Origin of the sequence: Halococcus thailandensis JCM 13552 (genome assembly GCF_000336715.1) — an archaeon.
In the GTDB taxonomy this organism is placed as follows: Archaea; Halobacteriota; Halobacteria; order Halobacteriales; family Halococcaceae; genus Halococcus; species Halococcus thailandensis.
The window spans coordinates 36,173-50,029 of record NZ_AOMF01000169.1 but is presented as its reverse complement, the minus strand read 5'-3'; the positions used below and the strand labels follow the sequence as shown (position 1 = coordinate 50,029).

The 13,857-nt window shown below is 65.9% G+C and carries 17 protein-coding genes; 11 read left to right on the top strand and 6 right to left on the bottom strand.

Annotated elements, in window-relative coordinates:
* Positions 1-20 precede the first annotated feature (20 nt).
* Positions 21-134 carry an undecaprenyl diphosphate synthase family protein gene (locus C451_RS21180; RefSeq protein WP_007742216.1) on the top strand — a complete coding sequence of 38 codons (114 nt, stop codon included), beginning with the start codon at positions 21-23 and terminating at the stop codon, positions 132-134.
* A 17-nt stretch (positions 135-151) separates the two neighbouring features.
* Here C451_RS21180 and uppS read toward each other — a convergent pair whose 3' ends face one another.
* On the bottom strand, positions 152-1,081 hold the full coding sequence (uppS, locus tag C451_RS16135) for a polyprenyl diphosphate synthase (protein WP_007742215.1): 930 nt from the start codon (positions 1,079-1,081) through the stop codon (positions 152-154).
* A 124-nt stretch (positions 1,082-1,205) separates the two neighbouring features.
* On the opposite strand from uppS, the gene C451_RS16130 reads away from it, so the two are divergent.
* The 8 genes from C451_RS16130 to C451_RS16095 all read left to right on the top strand — a co-directional run bounded on the left by C451_RS16130 (position 1,206) and on the right by C451_RS16095 (position 6,935).
* Positions 1,206-1,400, top strand: coding sequence for a cold-shock protein (locus C451_RS16130; RefSeq protein ID WP_004055492.1), 195 nt, complete (start codon positions 1,206-1,208; stop codon positions 1,398-1,400).
* A 2-nt stretch (positions 1,401-1,402) separates the two neighbouring features.
* Positions 1,403-1,597: a cold-shock protein gene (locus C451_RS16125; RefSeq protein ID WP_007742214.1), complete on the top strand. Its 195-nt coding sequence runs from the start codon at positions 1,403-1,405 to the stop codon at positions 1,595-1,597.
* A gap of 75 nt (positions 1,598-1,672) precedes the next feature.
* A complete protein-coding gene (locus tag C451_RS16120) occupies positions 1,673-2,068 on the top strand; it encodes a DUF5778 family protein (RefSeq protein WP_007742213.1) in 396 nt (131 codons plus the stop codon).
* A gap of 36 nt (positions 2,069-2,104) precedes the next feature.
* A complete protein-coding gene (ahbB, locus tag C451_RS16115; RefSeq protein ID WP_007742207.1) occupies positions 2,105-3,196 on the top strand; it encodes a siroheme decarboxylase subunit beta in 1,092 nt (363 codons plus the stop codon).
* A gap of 145 nt (positions 3,197-3,341) precedes the next feature.
* The gene (locus tag C451_RS16110) at positions 3,342-4,001 is read left to right on the top strand and encodes a precorrin-2 dehydrogenase/sirohydrochlorin ferrochelatase family protein (RefSeq protein WP_007742206.1); all 660 of its coding nucleotides are present in this window, start codon (positions 3,342-3,344) and stop codon (positions 3,999-4,001) included.
* A complete protein-coding gene (gene hemA, locus C451_RS16105; protein ID WP_007742203.1) occupies positions 3,998-5,332 on the top strand; it encodes a glutamyl-tRNA reductase in 1,335 nt (444 codons plus the stop codon). The genes C451_RS16110 and hemA overlap by 4 nt, the downstream gene beginning before the upstream one ends.
* A 308-nt stretch (positions 5,333-5,640) precedes the next feature.
* Positions 5,641-5,982: a tRNA-binding protein gene (locus tag C451_RS16100; protein WP_007742201.1), complete on the top strand. Its 342-nt coding sequence runs from the start codon at positions 5,641-5,643 to the stop codon at positions 5,980-5,982.
* Positions 5,983-6,050: 68 nt separating this feature from the next.
* Entirely contained in the window at positions 6,051-6,935 is an 885-nt protein-coding gene (locus C451_RS16095) for an HFX_2341 family transcriptional regulator (protein WP_007742200.1), read from the top strand.
* A 67-nt stretch (positions 6,936-7,002) separates the two neighbouring features.
* Here C451_RS16095 and C451_RS16090 read toward each other — a convergent pair whose 3' ends face one another.
* The gene (locus tag C451_RS16090) at positions 7,003-8,052 is read right to left on the bottom strand and encodes a hypothetical protein (RefSeq protein WP_007742198.1); all 1,050 of its coding nucleotides are present in this window, start codon (positions 8,050-8,052) and stop codon (positions 7,003-7,005) included.
* A 69-nt stretch (positions 8,053-8,121) separates the two neighbouring features.
* Positions 8,122-8,841 (bottom strand): DUF1405 domain-containing protein, encoded by a 720-nt coding sequence (locus C451_RS16085; RefSeq protein WP_007742196.1) that lies wholly within the window; start codon positions 8,839-8,841, stop codon positions 8,122-8,124.
* Between the two features lie 229 nt (positions 8,842-9,070).
* Here C451_RS16085 and pdxS point away from each other — a divergent pair, with 229 nt between their 5' ends.
* A complete protein-coding gene (gene pdxS, locus C451_RS16080; RefSeq protein ID WP_007742194.1) occupies positions 9,071-9,979 on the top strand; it encodes a pyridoxal 5'-phosphate synthase lyase subunit PdxS in 909 nt (302 codons plus the stop codon).
* Between the two features lie 29 nt (positions 9,980-10,008).
* Here pdxS and C451_RS16075 read toward each other — a convergent pair whose 3' ends face one another.
* The 3 genes from C451_RS16075 to C451_RS22675 form a co-directional block, all read right to left on the bottom strand.
* On the bottom strand, positions 10,009-11,235 hold the full coding sequence (locus tag C451_RS16075) for an MFS transporter (protein WP_007742193.1): 1,227 nt from the start codon (positions 11,233-11,235) through the stop codon (positions 10,009-10,011).
* Between the two features lie 95 nt (positions 11,236-11,330).
* Positions 11,331-12,323: a radical SAM protein gene (locus C451_RS16070; RefSeq protein WP_007742190.1), complete on the bottom strand. Its 993-nt coding sequence runs from the start codon at positions 12,321-12,323 to the stop codon at positions 11,331-11,333.
* Between the two features lie 93 nt (positions 12,324-12,416).
* The gene (locus C451_RS22675; protein ID WP_161605869.1) at positions 12,417-12,557 is read right to left on the bottom strand and encodes a hypothetical protein; all 141 of its coding nucleotides are present in this window, start codon (positions 12,555-12,557) and stop codon (positions 12,417-12,419) included.
* A gap of 179 nt (positions 12,558-12,736) precedes the next feature.
* On the opposite strand from C451_RS22675, the gene C451_RS16065 reads away from it, so the two are divergent.
* Entirely contained in the window at positions 12,737-13,819 is a 1,083-nt protein-coding gene (locus tag C451_RS16065) for a DUF373 family protein (protein ID WP_007742189.1), read from the top strand.
* The last annotated feature ends 38 nt before the right edge of the window (positions 13,820-13,857 follow it).

The following is a 13,857-nucleotide window of genomic DNA, read 5'->3' as shown; positions in this document are numbered from 1 at the left end:
CCTCCCTCGCGCCATCAGAGATGTGTATAAGAGACAGGTATTTCACCGACGTGAACTGGCGCGATTTCCGCAAGCGCGAGTATCTCCGGGCGCTGCGGGATTATCAGAGCCGACAGCGCCGGTACGGACAGTAATTCGGTTCGTCGCCGATTCAGTCGGCCGTCGTCGGTTCGGTGTCGTTCGTGTTGCTCTCGACACTGTCGAGTTCGCCGCGCGGGAGATACTCCCGAAAGCGATCGACGATGGCGCGCGCTTCGTCGAGTTCCGCACCGCCCACTGCACGGACCAGCGCGAGCGCGCGGCGCGCGCGGGTGCGCCGCCACGACTGCTCGCGGGATTCATAGGTACGGATCGCGCGCAAGAAGTCCTTTTTGGCGAAGGCGGGCCAGTAGGGGGTACAGAAGAAGACTGCCGCCTCGTTGCCGTTGGCGTGCCACGGCAGGAAGTTCGAGGTGCGCTCGTCGCCCCCCGTGCGGATGATGAGGTCCACGTCGCGAGCGGGACCGGCGTAGAGACGGCGCTCGATCGTTTCGGCGTCGATGTCGCCCGGGGCAGTATCACCGGCTTCGACTGTGCGTGCGACGTCGCGGGCCGCGCTCAGCAGTTCGGCACGGCCGCCGTAGGCGAGCGCGATGTTGAGCTGGAGCGCGTCGTAGTCGGCGGTCTTCGTCTCGGCGTAGTCGATGGCGTCACGGAGATCGTCGGGCAGTCGGTCGGTCTCGCCGATGGCGCGGATCCGCACTTCGCGTTCGTGGACGCGCTCGGCGTCGGCGAACTCGCGGAGTTTCTCTTCGAGCAGCGAGAAGAGGTGGTCGCGCTCGTCGGCCGAGCGGTCGAAGTTCTCCGTCGAGAACGTGTAGAGAGTGAGCTCCTCGACGCCGATCTGTGCACACCAGTCGAGCACCGCCTCGGTGGTTTCGGCACCGGCACGGTGGCCGTCGGCGGCGTCCTGGCCGTGTTCGTCCGCGTAGCGTCGGTTGCCGTCCTGAATGACGGCGACGTGCGTGGGTGCGCCGTCGATCTCGCGTTCGAGAAGGCGCTCGTAGGCTTGATTCAGCAGGCTGTGCGTGCGCGAAGCCATTCGTGGCTCATAACCGGGGGGCTAAAATGAATCTTCTGGCACGCGGACGGATCGTGTGACGGCGGGACAGGCCGGGCGACCATTGCGCAGGTTTTTATGTTACCGGTGCATCCCATCGAGTGCAATGGCGTCAGGTACGGTTGACTTCTTCAACGACACGGGCGGCTATGGGTTCATCGAAAGCGACGACGCGGACGAGGACGTCTTCTTCCACATGGAAGACGTCGGCGGCCCCGACTTGGAGGAAGGACAGGAGGTAGAGTTCGACATCGTGCAGGCTGACAAGGGACCGCGGGCGGAGAACCTGGAGCGGCTGTAAACATGGCCGAAGGACAAGTGGACTTCTTCAACGACACGGGCGGCTACGGCTTCATCGAGACCGACGAAGCCGACGAGGACGTCTTCTTCCACATGGAAGACGTCGGCGGCCCCGACCTCGAAGAGGGCCAGGAAGTCGAGTTCGACATCGTGCAGGCCGACAAAGGCCCGCGCGCCGAGAACCTCGAACGACTGTAAACGACAGACGACTTTTCGACTCCTCGGCGCAGCGGCGACCGGGGAGCGTATCTTTATCGGGTGCGAGCGACGGGTATGAGCGAGACGCTCGACGACGAGCTCAGACGACGAACCGAAGCGCTGCTCGAACCCGGCGAGATCGAGTTACAGGGACTGATCGTCCACACCGAGTACGATTCGAACGAGGAGAGCATGCTCCACCGCGCGACCATCGAGGTCGGCGACGCGATCGCCGAACACGCCGACTGCGGGGACACCTACGTCTACTCGGGCACCGACGATCCCGATTTCGGCCTCAATCAGCATCAGGGACTCACCATCGAGGGCGACGAGTTCGTCTGGGAGTGTCAGCAGCTGCTCCGCGAGGGAACCTACGATGTCGTGTTCTACTACGAGGCGAGCGCCGACCACGAGGGAATCGTCGACGACCTCCAGGCGGAGGGCTACACGGTGACCGGCGTTCCCGAGTAGCGGGGCGTTTATGGCCGCCGCGAGCCGAGAGTCAGCATGACGAACGCGGACGCCACGGTCGCGCTCGACGAACGCGAGCGTGCCATCATCAACTCCTTTCAGGGTGGATTCCCGGTCGTCGAACGCCCGTTCGAGCCGGCCGCACGCGCCCTCGCCGAGCGCGGCATCGACGTCACCGCCGACGAACTGCTCGACACGATCCGACGACTCGACGAGGAGGGGACGCTCTCACGATTCGGCGCACTCATCGACGCCGAGGCGATCGGCGGGACGGCGACTCTGGTGGCGATGCACGCGCCCGAGGAGCGCTTCGACAAGATCGCCGAGCAGGTGAACGCCCACCGCGAGGTCGCGCACAACTACGAGCGCGAGCATCCGCATCTCAACATGTGGTTCGTCGTCTCGGTCGCCGACGACGAGGACGTCGAAAAGGTGCTCGCGACCATCGAGGACGAGACCGGACAGGAGACCTACAACCTCCCGAAACAGCACGAATTCCGCGTCGAGGCGAAGTTCCTGCTCGACGGGCCGATTTCGGACGGTGATTTCGACCTGTCGGAGCTCGGCCCCGACGTCGAGCCCAGTGGACGGGGATCGCTGACACCGGCCGAGCGCGATCTCGTCATCGAGCTCCAAGGCGGGCTGCCGCTCACCGAAACGCCCTACGCGGACGTCGCCGACGCGATCGATCAGGACGTCGAGTGGGTCGTCGAGACGATCAACCGATTCCTCGCCGAGGGGAAACTCCGGCGCGTCGGCGTCGTGCCGAACCACTACGCGCTCGGTTACACCGAGAACGGCATGACCGTCTGGGACGTGCCCGACAACCTCGTTTCGGAAGTCGGACCGGCGATCGCCGAGCTGGAGTTCGTCACCCACTGCTACGAGCGCCCGCGCCACGAGGGCGTCTGGCCGTACGACTTCTTCGCGATGACGCACGGCCGCTCCGAAGAAGAAAGCGAGCGCCGCATCGAGCAGGTGCGAGAGCGAATGGGCGACTTCTTCGACGTCGGCGACGATGACTGGGACACGCTGTTCTCGACGCGCATCCTGAAGAAGACGGGTATCAGGATGGACGAGCGCGCCGCGGCGAACACCGACGCAGCGTCCGAGGAAAACGAATTGTGAATCGTCACCGTCCAGTGTGCGGTGCAGTCGAACTACTCCGACCGCGAGCGAGCCGCCTAGCGGCGAGTGAGCGGTTTTTTTGGTCCAGATTTTTTGCGCGAGTGGTGCGCGCCAGCGCACCCGAGCGTAAAAAAGGTGGGTGTGGATGATACCACTTCTTCACGATTTCGCCGGCGAAAGGATACTGATCTTCGGTGGCGGACCGGTCGGCGCGCGGAAGGCCCGCCGGTTCGCGCGCGAGGCACGGGTCGTGGTGGTGAGTCCGGCGTTCACCGACGCCGACTTCGGCGATGTGGAACGCGTGCGTGCCGCGCCGTCGCCCGACGATGTCTCCGAGTGGTTCGAACGGATCGAGCCGGCGCTCGCGGTCGCGGCGACGGACGACGAGGCGGTGAACGACGCCGTAGAACGAGTGGCGCGCGAGCGCGGAACCCTCCGTAACCGGGCCGACCGGAGCGGCGGAACTGTCGAGCGGAGCCATCTCGACGTGACCGTGCCGGCGACGGTTCGCGACGATCCTGTTTTGCTGGCGATCGCCACCGGAGGAACGAGCCCGGCGCTCAGCCGGTATCTGCGCGAGCGCTTCGAGGAGGAGTTCACCGGTGTGGGCGCGATGGCGACGCTCACGGGGGAGCTACGCGAACAGTTGCGCGAGGACACGCCGGCCGCACAGCGCCGGGCGGCCGTCCGGGCGGTCGTGCGCTCCGATCGGGTTTGGAAGGCTTTAGGTGATGGAACCCGTACCGCGGAGCAAGAGGCCCAATCGGTGATCAGCGACGTGCTCTCGGGGATGAACGAACGATGACTGTCGCCACGGGGATTATTTCCGGCGTGAGCATCGCCCATCAGCGTGCGAGCGTCGAGCAGATCGAGACCGCCTGCGCACGTGACGAGCGCGAACTCGTCAAGGCGCTGCTCGATCACGACGGGATCCGCGAGGCGTTCTCGCTCCAGACGTGCAACCGTGCGGAGCTCTACATCGTCGCCGACGATCCCGATCACGGCCGCGAGAGCCTCTCGTCGATCGTCGCCGACAGCCCCGACGAGATCGTCCGCGAACTCGGCCACGAGGAGAGTCTCCGCCATCTCATGCGGGTCGCCTGCGGGCTGGAGTCGCTCGTGCTCGGCGAGGACCAGATCCTCGGCCAGCTCCAGGACGCCTACACGAACGCCCGCGCGGTCGGCGGCATCGGTCCGATGTTCGAGGAGGGGATCCAGAAGGCCATCCACGTCGGCGAGCGCGCACGCACCGAGACCGCCATCGACGAAGGCGTGGTCTCGCTCGGCAGCGCCGCCGCACGGCTCGCCGACGAGGAGCGAACGCTCGCCGACGCCACGGGGCTAGTCGTCGGCGCGGGCGAGATGGGGACGCTCGCCGCCCAGTCGCTCGGCCGCTCGGTCGAACAGCTGTTCGTCGCCAACCGCACCGAACACAAGGCCGCTCACGTCGCCGACCAGATCGAAGCCGACGGCGCGGCGCTCGATCTCGACGAGCTCCCCGAGGCGCTCTCGCTCGCCGACGTCGTCGTCTCGGCCACGAGCAGCCCCGTCCCCGTGCTCGACCGCGAAGCGCTCGCATCCGCCGGCGAAACCCTGCTCATCGACATCGCCCAGCCACGCGACGCGACAGAGGCCGCCGCCGAACTCCCGACCGTCACCCACTACGATCTCGATGCGCTCGAATCCGTCACGGAGGCGACGCGCGAGCGCCGACAGGAGGCCGCCGAGCGCGTCGAGGCGATGATCGACCGCGAGTTCGACAACCTGCTCGCCCGCTACAAGCGCCAGCGCGCCGACGCCGTCATCGCCGCGATGTACGAGAACGCCGAACGGATGAAGGAGCGCGAGCTCTCGCGGGCGCTCTCGAAACTCGACACCGATGGGATGACCGACGACCAGCGCGCAATCGTCGAGTCGCTCACCGACACGCTCGTGAGCCAACTGCTCGCCGCCCCCACCAAGAGCCTCCGCGACGCCGCCGAGGACGACGACTGGGCGACGATCAACAGCGCGCTCCGGCTGTTCGACCCGTCGTTCGATGCCGACGACACGCCAGCAACCCTCGGCACGAACGACGTCCCCCAGGAGACGCAGTACGCGCTCGCCTCGGCCGTTCGCGAACATCTCGACGACTAACCTCCACTTTTTTACGACTCGGGTTCGCGCTCCGCGCGAACCACTCGTCGCAAAAACCTGGACTAAAAACTCCTGCTCACTCGCTCCGCTCGTTCGCAGTGAACCGCGCTCGTTCCACTCGCGCGGAGAGCACTGCTCCCGCAACACACAGCACCGTAGAAGCCCTCGCCGCGCTCCGCACGCCTCGCCCTTCATCCACCAGGAAACCGCGGCCGCACCCGCACGGCGGCCGCACCGCACCCGCTCCGTGGCCGCCAGCCGCACGCCGGTTTCGCTAAAGTAATGCATGCTGCACGTCCAACGATGACATGGGCATCGACGAACCCGACATCGATCCTGAGCGCTTTCTCGACGATATCGAAATGCGCATCGGCGAAATCGTCGCCGTCGAGGAGTTTCCCGAGGCCAGAAAGGACGTCTACAAGCTCGACGTCGATTTTGGCGACGAAATGCTCCGATCGGCCGCCGGACTGACGATGTACGAGCGCGAGGAACTGCTCGGCCGACAGGTGGTCGCGGTCGTGAACCTCGGCACGGTCTCGATCGCGGGCTTCGAGAGCCAGTGTCTCGTGACCGGTGTCGACGGCGACGAGGGCGTGGTCCACCTCCAGCCGGAGCAGCCGGTCGAAAACGGCACGCGCGTCTACTGAGACAAAGCGGGTCGCGGATGGCGATGCGACTCGACAACCCTTATTCGTGGTTCACCGGTAGATCGGGTATGCAGACCCACATCGTGCCGGTCGGCTTCGATTACGACCGGCTCATCGCGCCGCTCGTCCGGGACAAGCGCGACGTCGACCGAGTAATTCTCCTCGAAGGCGCGGTCGGCAGCGAGGCGAACGTCGAATACTCGCGCAAGCTCGCGGCGAAGCTCGAACAGGACTTCACGAACCTGCTCGGTGCGGAGACCGAGCGGTTCGTCGTCGAGGACGTCTACGACTACGACGGGGCCTTCGAGCAGGCCTACGCGCTCATCAACGACGAACTCGACGCCGGCCACGGGGTCTGGGCGAACGTCAGCGCGATGCCACGAACCGTGAGCTTCGCCTTCGCCACCGCTGCCCACTCGATCGGCGTCGAGCGAAGCGAGGACAGGGAACGGATCCACACCTACTACACGATCCCCGAGAAATACCTCGAAACCGAACTCGCCGAGGAACTCCGCCAGCAGATCGATCTACTCGCCGATCTCGACGATGACGACGAGCGCATCGACGAACGCCTCCGCAGCGCGCGGGACCTGCTCGCGGAGTTCGACGAGCGCGGGACGACGATCGGCGCGAAGGCGATCGACGGCGAACACATCCTCGAAATCCCCGTGGCGTCGTTCTCGAACGTCAAACCGTTCGAGGAACTCATCCTGTTCAAACTCGGCGAAGATGGCCCCTTCGAGAGCGTCTCGGAACTCGCCCAGGCGCTCGCGCGCGAACTGAGCGAGGAGTACACCGACAGTTTCCGCTCGAAGGTCATCTACAACGTCGATCGGCTGGGACCCGGCGGCAAGGGCTACGTCGAGCAGGACGCCCACGGGAAGTCCCACCGGACGCGCCTCTCGCGCATCGGCGAGCTCTGGGTGCGTTCGCATGCCGACAGGGAGACGTGAGCGGGACGAGAATCGGATTCGAGGACGGAAGAAGAGAGTCGTGGGCCAACGAATCGGTTGTCGCCGATCAGCCCCACTCCAGCCCGCGCGGCGACGACGGCGGGTCGAGCGGGCTCGTCGGGAGATCGCCGCTCGGCTCCGGATCGTTGTACGCCCGCGGGGCGACGTCGTTCGGCCCGTCGGGGTAGAACAACGACGCGAGCGCGTGGATGTGCTCGCGACCGACGCCGAGTTCGAACTGCCCGCCGCCGTACATCCGGATGTCGTGCTCCCGGCAGTAGTCGATCGTGTCGAGCAGGGATTCCACCGAACCGAACCGTGAGGGCTTGATGTTGAGCCAGTCCGGTTCCCACGGGAGGTCCTCGACCGTTTCGACGCCCTGGATCGGGTAGTCCCACGTCACGCGCGCCTCGTGACCCGCGAACAGTTCCCGGGTCTCGTCGGTCAGCGCCGGATCCTCGATGAGCGTCTCGGGGAACCCCTGGATGATCCGCTCGTAGAGATCGGGATCGGGTGGCTGATCGACCATCGTTCCGTGGTACTGGCCCTTGAGATCGAGAATCCGAACGGCATCGGTCGCGGCCAGCCGTTCGACGATATCTGCCGACCAGTCCGACGTGGGATCGAGCTTGAACTCGAGCGCCGGGTACCGGTCGAGCCAGTCGGCGACGCGCTCGCCGGTCGGTGGCTCCGCCAACCGCGTGCTCACGACGAACCGGACGGGGTCGTACGAACGATCGAGGCGCTCGGCGAGGTCCGTCCCGGCCTGTTTCAGCGCGAGATCGAGCGCCGCGCTCTCGAACGCCCACCGCCGGTAGTCGCGGGCGGTCGGCTGGTCGGGTTCGTCGGCGGGGAAGAGGTCGATCCCGTCCAGCCGCTCGGAGAACGAATCGAGCGTGTAGTCGCCCGCGACGGGGAACGTCGCCGTCGAATCACGGAGCGCGTAGTGGGCGTCGTTGTCGTAGATGACGTCCTCGCCCCGTCCGGTCTCGCCGTCGCCGTGCAGCGAGACGACGGTCGTCGTGCGGGTGAAGCCGCTCGACGTGTCCCGTTCGCGCTGGGCCAGTTCGTAGTCGTCGACGGTGAGATCGAGATCGGCGACCCGGTCGTAGAGCATGTCCCCGGTACGCCCACTCGCTATTTAAATCCGCCTCGAGCCGACCGGTTGCCAGCGGCGACGACGAACTCAAGCCTGTGCTTCGAGCTTCTTCACCCGCGTCGCCAGCGCGAGGAAAGTCGCGAGCAGCGTCAGCGTGAGCGCGCCTGCCGCGACGTACTGGTGGGCGGGCACGACGTGCTCGATGACGCCGTCGACGATCGGCTGGATGGGGAGGGTCGTGTGGTGGTACGTGCCGACGACGGGAACGAAGTAGTCGACGAGGTCGTTCAACCCATACCACGCGAGCGCGACGGCGACCGCCCACACGGGAAAGTCGGAGTAGCGGTGGATCACGAACCCTTCGAGCGCCATCGCGAGATGGCTGAAGAAGAGGAAGAGATAGAGCCACAGCGGGGTGCTCGCGAGGAACGCGTCCTGGAAGACGAGCAGCGTGTAGGGCGTCCAGAGCCCGAGCTTGAGACAGCCGAAGAAGGCGAGCGCGTCGAGCCACTCCCTGGAGCGGCCGAGCTTCCAGCTCGCGATCGACAGCGCGATGAACAGCGTCGCCACCGGACTGTCGGGGACGAACGGCCACGCGAGAGCGGGTTCGAGGCCGAACTGGAACCGGTAGTACCAGAAGCCGAAGGCCGTGCCCGCGAGGTTGATCGCGACGACGAGCCAGCCGAGCCGCAGCCCCAGATCCTCGATCGCTTTCGGCACCGGCGCGACGTACCGCGGCAGCGCCTCGCGGTCGGGCACCGCCCCGTCGAGCAGTCGACGGAGGGGACCGACCCGTCGTTCAGCCATTGACCGAAGGTTGGCCAGCCGCGACAAAACGGTGCTGGTCGGCTGACGAGGGAAGGAGACCGGTACGGTGACAATAAGGGAAAACGTTCGGCGTCCGTTCGACTATTATCGTTGAAATTGTTTTTAGATCGATTTTCACAGAACAAGCTAGTTATTCAGCCATCAACGCCACCATCAGTGAGAGTATGTCAAAGAACGGTGTTAAGTGAGTGGGGGTTCAACCCGTGACATGGCCGACGAGACCGATTTGGAGGAGCTGAAACGTGGCACCGAACTCGTCAAACGCGGGTTCGCACGGATGCAGCAGGGCGGGGTCATCATGGACGTCGTCAACGCCGAGCAAGCCCGCATCGCCGAGGACGCGGGTGCAGTCGCCGTGATGGCGCTCGAAGCCGTGCCGGCCGACATCAGAAAGCGCGGCGGCGTCGCACGGATGGCGGACCCCGCGGACATCACCGAGATCATCGAGGAGGTCTCGATCCCGGTGATGGGCAAATCGCGGATCGGCCACACCAAGGAGGCCCAGATCCTCGAAGCCACGGGCGTCGACATGATCGACGAATCCGAAGTATTGACGCCCGCCGACGACGACTACCACATCGACAAGCGCGAATTCACCGCGCCGTTCGTCTGTGGCGCGCGCGATCTCGGCGAGGCTCTCAGAAGGATCGCCGAGGGCGCGGCGATGATCCGGACGAAGGGCGAAGCCGGGACGGGAGACGTCAATCAGGCCGTCTTCCACCAGCGCAACATCCGCGGCGCGATCCGCAAACTGGAGGGGATGACCCACGAGGAGCGCGAGGCCTACGCCCGTGAGATCGAGGCCCCCGCCGAACTGGTTCACGAGACCGCCGACGCCGGCCGCCTCCCGGTCGTGAACTTCGCCGCCGGCGGCATCGCGACGCCCGCCGACGCCGCGCTCATGATGCACCACGACTGTGACGGGATCTTCGTCGGCTCGGGCATCTTCGGTGCCGAGAACCCCGAGGCGATGGGCGAGGCGATCGTCGAGGCGACCAACAGCTGGGACGATCCCGAGAAGCTCGCGGCCATCGCGACGAACGCCGGTTCGGGTATGAAAGGCGACGCGAACGCCGACCTGCCAGAGGAAGAGAAGCTCCAGGGTCGCGGCGTCTGAGCGGTCGATTTTTCACACGTTTGATTCTTCTACGCGCGCGTTCGTTCCGGAAGAAAGACGTAGCAGACGACCGCGAGCGCCGTGAGCGCCGCGAGCACGACGAACGATTCGTCGGCGAGTCCGGCGTCGAAGAAGAGCCCGACCACGGTCGAGCCGGTCGCGGCGATCAGGAAGAACGTCGTGCGGAAGAAGCCCCAGGCCGTGCCCTGAACCGCGCTCGGGACGACGGCGATGATGTAGGCGTTGCTCACGGGGTTGATCGCGAGCCGCGAGCCGAGCAGGATCGTCAGCAGTGCGACGGGGACGAATCCCTGGACGAACGGCAGCGCAAGTAGCGGGAGAACGCCGAAGCCGGCGGTCGCGAGCAACACCGTGCGATCGCCGTAGTAGTCGGCGGCGTTGCCGGCGACCGACTGGGCGAGCGCCCCGCCGACGAAGAGGAGCGCGAACAGGGCGGCGGCGCGCTCCTGCGAGAACCCCTTGACCGCGATGAAATAGGTCGGCAGAAACGAGGTCAGCCCCTGCATCACGAACAGCGAAAGCGTGGCAGCGCTCACCGCCGTCACCGTGCGCCGTGAGACTGCGGTCCGGAGCGCGCGTAGCAGCCCTCGGATCGAGGGACGACCCGACGGGCTGGCGGTCGGCGTACGCCGCGAAAGCACCCGTCGGATGGCGATAGCGACGGCGAGATAGGGGATCGCGAGCAACACGACGGTCGTCTGCCAGCCGAGCGGGCCGACGAGCACGCTCGCGGCGAACGGCAACAGCGCCGAGCCGACGCTACCCGCCGCGAGCGTGAGGCCGATGGCGGTGCCGTCGTGCTCGCCGAACGTCGCCGAGAGGGCGGTCCCGCGCGCCGGGCCGTACAGTCCAGTTCCGAGGCCGAACAGCGCACAGCCGCCGAGAAACAGCACGAACGTCGGCGCGAGACTCACCGCGACGACCGCGACCGCCGAGACCGCGAGACTCGTCCCGAGCAGCGCGCGCTCGCCGAAGCGGTCGGTCAGCATGCCGGCCGGGAACTGCATCAGCGCGTAGGCCGCCCAGACGGTCGTGACAGCCACGCCCGCCGTCGCGTTCGAGACCGCGAAGAACTCCTTGACTTGCGGGAGGATCGCCGGAAAGAGATAGCGCCCGCCGAGGACCGTCAGCCAGCCGGCGGCCACGACCGCGAGCGTCCAGCCGCGCCCGTCGCCGCGCAGCACCCGAGTCGTCCGCCGTACGCGGTTTCTGAGCGATTCGAACGACGCCTCCATTCAGTCACAACTGGGAGAGAATGCCGTATGAACGTAGTGATACGATTACGATTCCCTCCTATCGGCGGCTCACGATTGCGAAAACGACGTGAAAATCAGGCCAGCGGCGTTCGCTCGACCACCGTGCCGTCGGCGGTCGGATACTGCTCGACGATCTCGCCCCTGTTCACGTCGCCCTCGTCGATCATCTCCTCGAGGAGCCACCAGGCGAGTTCGACGTGTTCGGATTTCTGGCTGTAGAACTCCTCGGGAACGCCGAGCTCCGCCAGTCGATCGCCGCTCTCCCAGGCCTTGCCGTAGACGAGGGTGCCGTCGTCGGTCACTTCGTCGAACTCGCGCCTGATGACCTTCGCCATCCGCTTGAGCCGATTGCGGTGCTGGGCGGCGTCCTTGAACACGCTCGTACAGAAGTAGACCTTCTCGTGATCGCCCATCGCGTCGAGGATGTCGTGGGAGCCCTCGACGGCGCTCATGTGGCCCTCGCGGCGCTCGAAGCCCTGCTCCTGCATCCGCTCGTAGTTGCCGTCGCTCATCTCGAACTCGTTGATGTTACAGAAGTCGGCTGCGCCCTCGTCGAGGAACTCGATGAACTCCTCCTCGGCGCGGATGCCGGGGATCTCGAACGCCGGAGTGAGGCCTTCCTCGCGCGCGATGTAGAGGATTTCCTCCCACTCGGTGCCGTGCATGTCGCCCCACAGTTCGTAGGGCGGATGGAAGCGGATTTCATCCAATCCGGCCTCGGAGAGCCGGCGCATGTTCTCGCGCCCGCCGGTGATACCCGTGTAGAGGTGGGTGTGGTGATCGGAACCGAATTCGTCTTTGAGCATGGAGAGATAGCGACAGGTCTTGGCCATCGCCTCCTGTGGTTCGCCGCCGGTGATCGAGGTTCCGAGCGCCTCCATCCGGTGGGCCTCCTCGATCACGTCGCTGTCGTCCTCGACGAGGCGCTCGTTGGCGTACACATCAGTAACGTTCTTCCGGTTCTCGCCGAGCGGACAGTAAAAGCAGTCGCGCTGGTCGCAGTAGCCGTAGACGAACAGCACCATCTTCCCGCCCTTGGCACACTGTTCACAGCCCTTCGAGATCATTCGTTGAAACGACTGGGGGCGCAGTCCTGAAAAGGCGTACGGCTTGGATCGGCCGTCCTCAGTGTTCGAGCGAGACAGCGCCCGGGACGACTGCTACTCCTGATACCGATCGGGCAGTCGGTGGCTCAACACCATCTCCTCACGGAAACGTCGCGCGTCGGTTCGGTCGTCGGAGTCGTTGCGGCTGATCTCGGGCACCATCGGCGCGCCGGTGTTCTCGATGTCGGTGTACATGTGTTGTCCTGCGAACGATGGTACAGGTGCGCCATCGTTCGACAGAAGCCACTGATCCGGCCGGCCCCAATAAATGTAATGATAGAACATGTAATATCTCTCCTGTGTGGGTTAGGACATATTAGGTACATGGCGGCCAGCACCGAAAGCAGTTAACGGCGGGTCGCGTAGCCGGCCGTATGCTGCTGGTGCTGTGTATCGATCTCGACGACGACCTCGGGCGGAAGGCCGACGTCGAGACGCCCGTCGTGGGTCGGGAAGCGGTCGAGAGCGCCGCCGTTTCGCTCGCCACGACCGATCCGGAGGACTCCGACTCGAACGTGCTCTTCGAGGGGTTGCACATCCACGACGACATCACCGACGAGCAGGTCGAGGTCGCGGCCGTCACCGGTGTCGAGAGCGGCGGGGTCGCGGCCAACAGGAAGGTCGGCGAGGAGATCGACCACATCCTCGCGGGGCTGACCACCGGCGAGGACGTTCACGCACTGGTAGTCACCGACGGCGCACAGGACGAGTCGGTGATCCCGGTGATCCGCTCGCGGCTGCCGATCGACGGCGTCCAGCGGGTCGTCGTCCGCCAGGCCCAGAACCTAGAGTCGATGTACTACACGATGAAACAGGTGCTCGACGATCCGGAGACGAGGGGGACGATCCTCGTTCCGCTCGGCATTCTCCTGCTCATCTACCCGCTCGCCGAGATCGCCAGCCAGCTCGGGGTGCCCGGCGCGGCGGTGTTCGGCTTCATCTCGGCGCTGCTCGGGCTCTACGTACTCTTTCGTGGGCTCGGTCTCGAGCGCGCCATCGACGAGGCGGTCGCGCGGGCGCGGCGCGGCCTCTACGCCGGCCGGGTGATGCTCATCACGACCGTGGTCGCGGCGGCGCTGCTCGCTATCGGCGGCGTCCGCGGGATGACGACGTTCGACGCGCACAGCGCCGCGGCAGCGCTCAGCCCCGTCGAGACGATCGCCGCCTTCACCGTCGGCGCGACGCCCTGGTTCGCGGCTGCGGGCATCACCAGCAGCGTCGGCCGCATCACCGACACCTATCTCGCCGAGCGCTTTCGCTGGCGGTATCTCAACGCCCCCTTCTACGTGCTCGCCATCGCGGCCGTGCTCTACGCCGTCAGCGCGTTCCTCCTCGGCGAGGTGGGACTGACCTACATGGCGGTCGCGCTCACCGCCGGCACGCTGTTGGGGCTCGTCAGCACGCTCGCGTTCGCCATCGTCGAATCGCGCTTCCCGAGCACGCCGGGGCCGGTCTGAGACGGTCGTCGTCGAAGTCAGCAATGGAAAGGGACTTA

Excerpts from the sequence above, each read along its gene's own strand:
- C451_RS16125 (WP_007742214.1), top strand. The coding sequence starts at position 1,403 with ATGGCCGAAGGACAAGTGGACTTCTTCAACGACACGGGCGGCTACGGC.
- pdxS (WP_007742194.1), top strand. The coding sequence starts at position 9,071 with ATGGCCGACGAGACCGATTTGGAGGAGCTGAAACGTGGCACCGAACTC.
- ahbB (WP_007742207.1), top strand. The coding sequence starts at position 2,105 with ATGACGAACGCGGACGCCACGGTCGCGCTCGACGAACGCGAGCGTGCC.
- C451_RS16090 (WP_007742198.1), bottom strand. The coding sequence starts at position 8,052 with ATGCTCTACGACCGGGTCGCCGATCTCGATCTCACCGTCGACGACTAC.
- C451_RS16070 (WP_007742190.1), bottom strand. The coding sequence starts at position 12,323 with ATGATCTCGAAGGGCTGTGAACAGTGTGCCAAGGGCGGGAAGATGGTG.
- hemA (WP_007742203.1), top strand. The coding sequence starts at position 3,998 with ATGACTGTCGCCACGGGGATTATTTCCGGCGTGAGCATCGCCCATCAG.
- C451_RS16120 (WP_007742213.1), top strand. The coding sequence starts at position 1,673 with ATGAGCGAGACGCTCGACGACGAGCTCAGACGACGAACCGAAGCGCTG.
- uppS (WP_007742215.1), bottom strand. The coding sequence starts at position 1,081 with ATGGCTTCGCGCACGCACAGCCTGCTGAATCAAGCCTACGAGCGCCTT.
- C451_RS21180 (WP_007742216.1), top strand. The coding sequence starts at position 21 with ATGTGTATAAGAGACAGGTATTTCACCGACGTGAACTGGCGCGATTTC.
- C451_RS16100 (WP_007742201.1), top strand. The coding sequence starts at position 5,641 with ATGGGCATCGACGAACCCGACATCGATCCTGAGCGCTTTCTCGACGAT.
- C451_RS22675 (WP_161605869.1), bottom strand. The coding sequence starts at position 12,557 with ATGTACACCGACATCGAGAACACCGGCGCGCCGATGGTGCCCGAGATC.
- C451_RS16085 (WP_007742196.1), bottom strand. The coding sequence starts at position 8,841 with ATGGCTGAACGACGGGTCGGTCCCCTCCGTCGACTGCTCGACGGGGCG.
- C451_RS16095 (WP_007742200.1), top strand. The coding sequence starts at position 6,051 with ATGCAGACCCACATCGTGCCGGTCGGCTTCGATTACGACCGGCTCATC.
- C451_RS16110 (WP_007742206.1), top strand. The coding sequence starts at position 3,342 with ATGATACCACTTCTTCACGATTTCGCCGGCGAAAGGATACTGATCTTC.
- C451_RS16065 (WP_007742189.1), top strand. The coding sequence starts at position 12,737 with ATGCTGCTGGTGCTGTGTATCGATCTCGACGACGACCTCGGGCGGAAG.
- C451_RS16130 (WP_004055492.1), top strand. The coding sequence starts at position 1,206 with ATGGCGTCAGGTACGGTTGACTTCTTCAACGACACGGGCGGCTATGGG.
- C451_RS16075 (WP_007742193.1), bottom strand. The coding sequence starts at position 11,235 with ATGGAGGCGTCGTTCGAATCGCTCAGAAACCGCGTACGGCGGACGACT.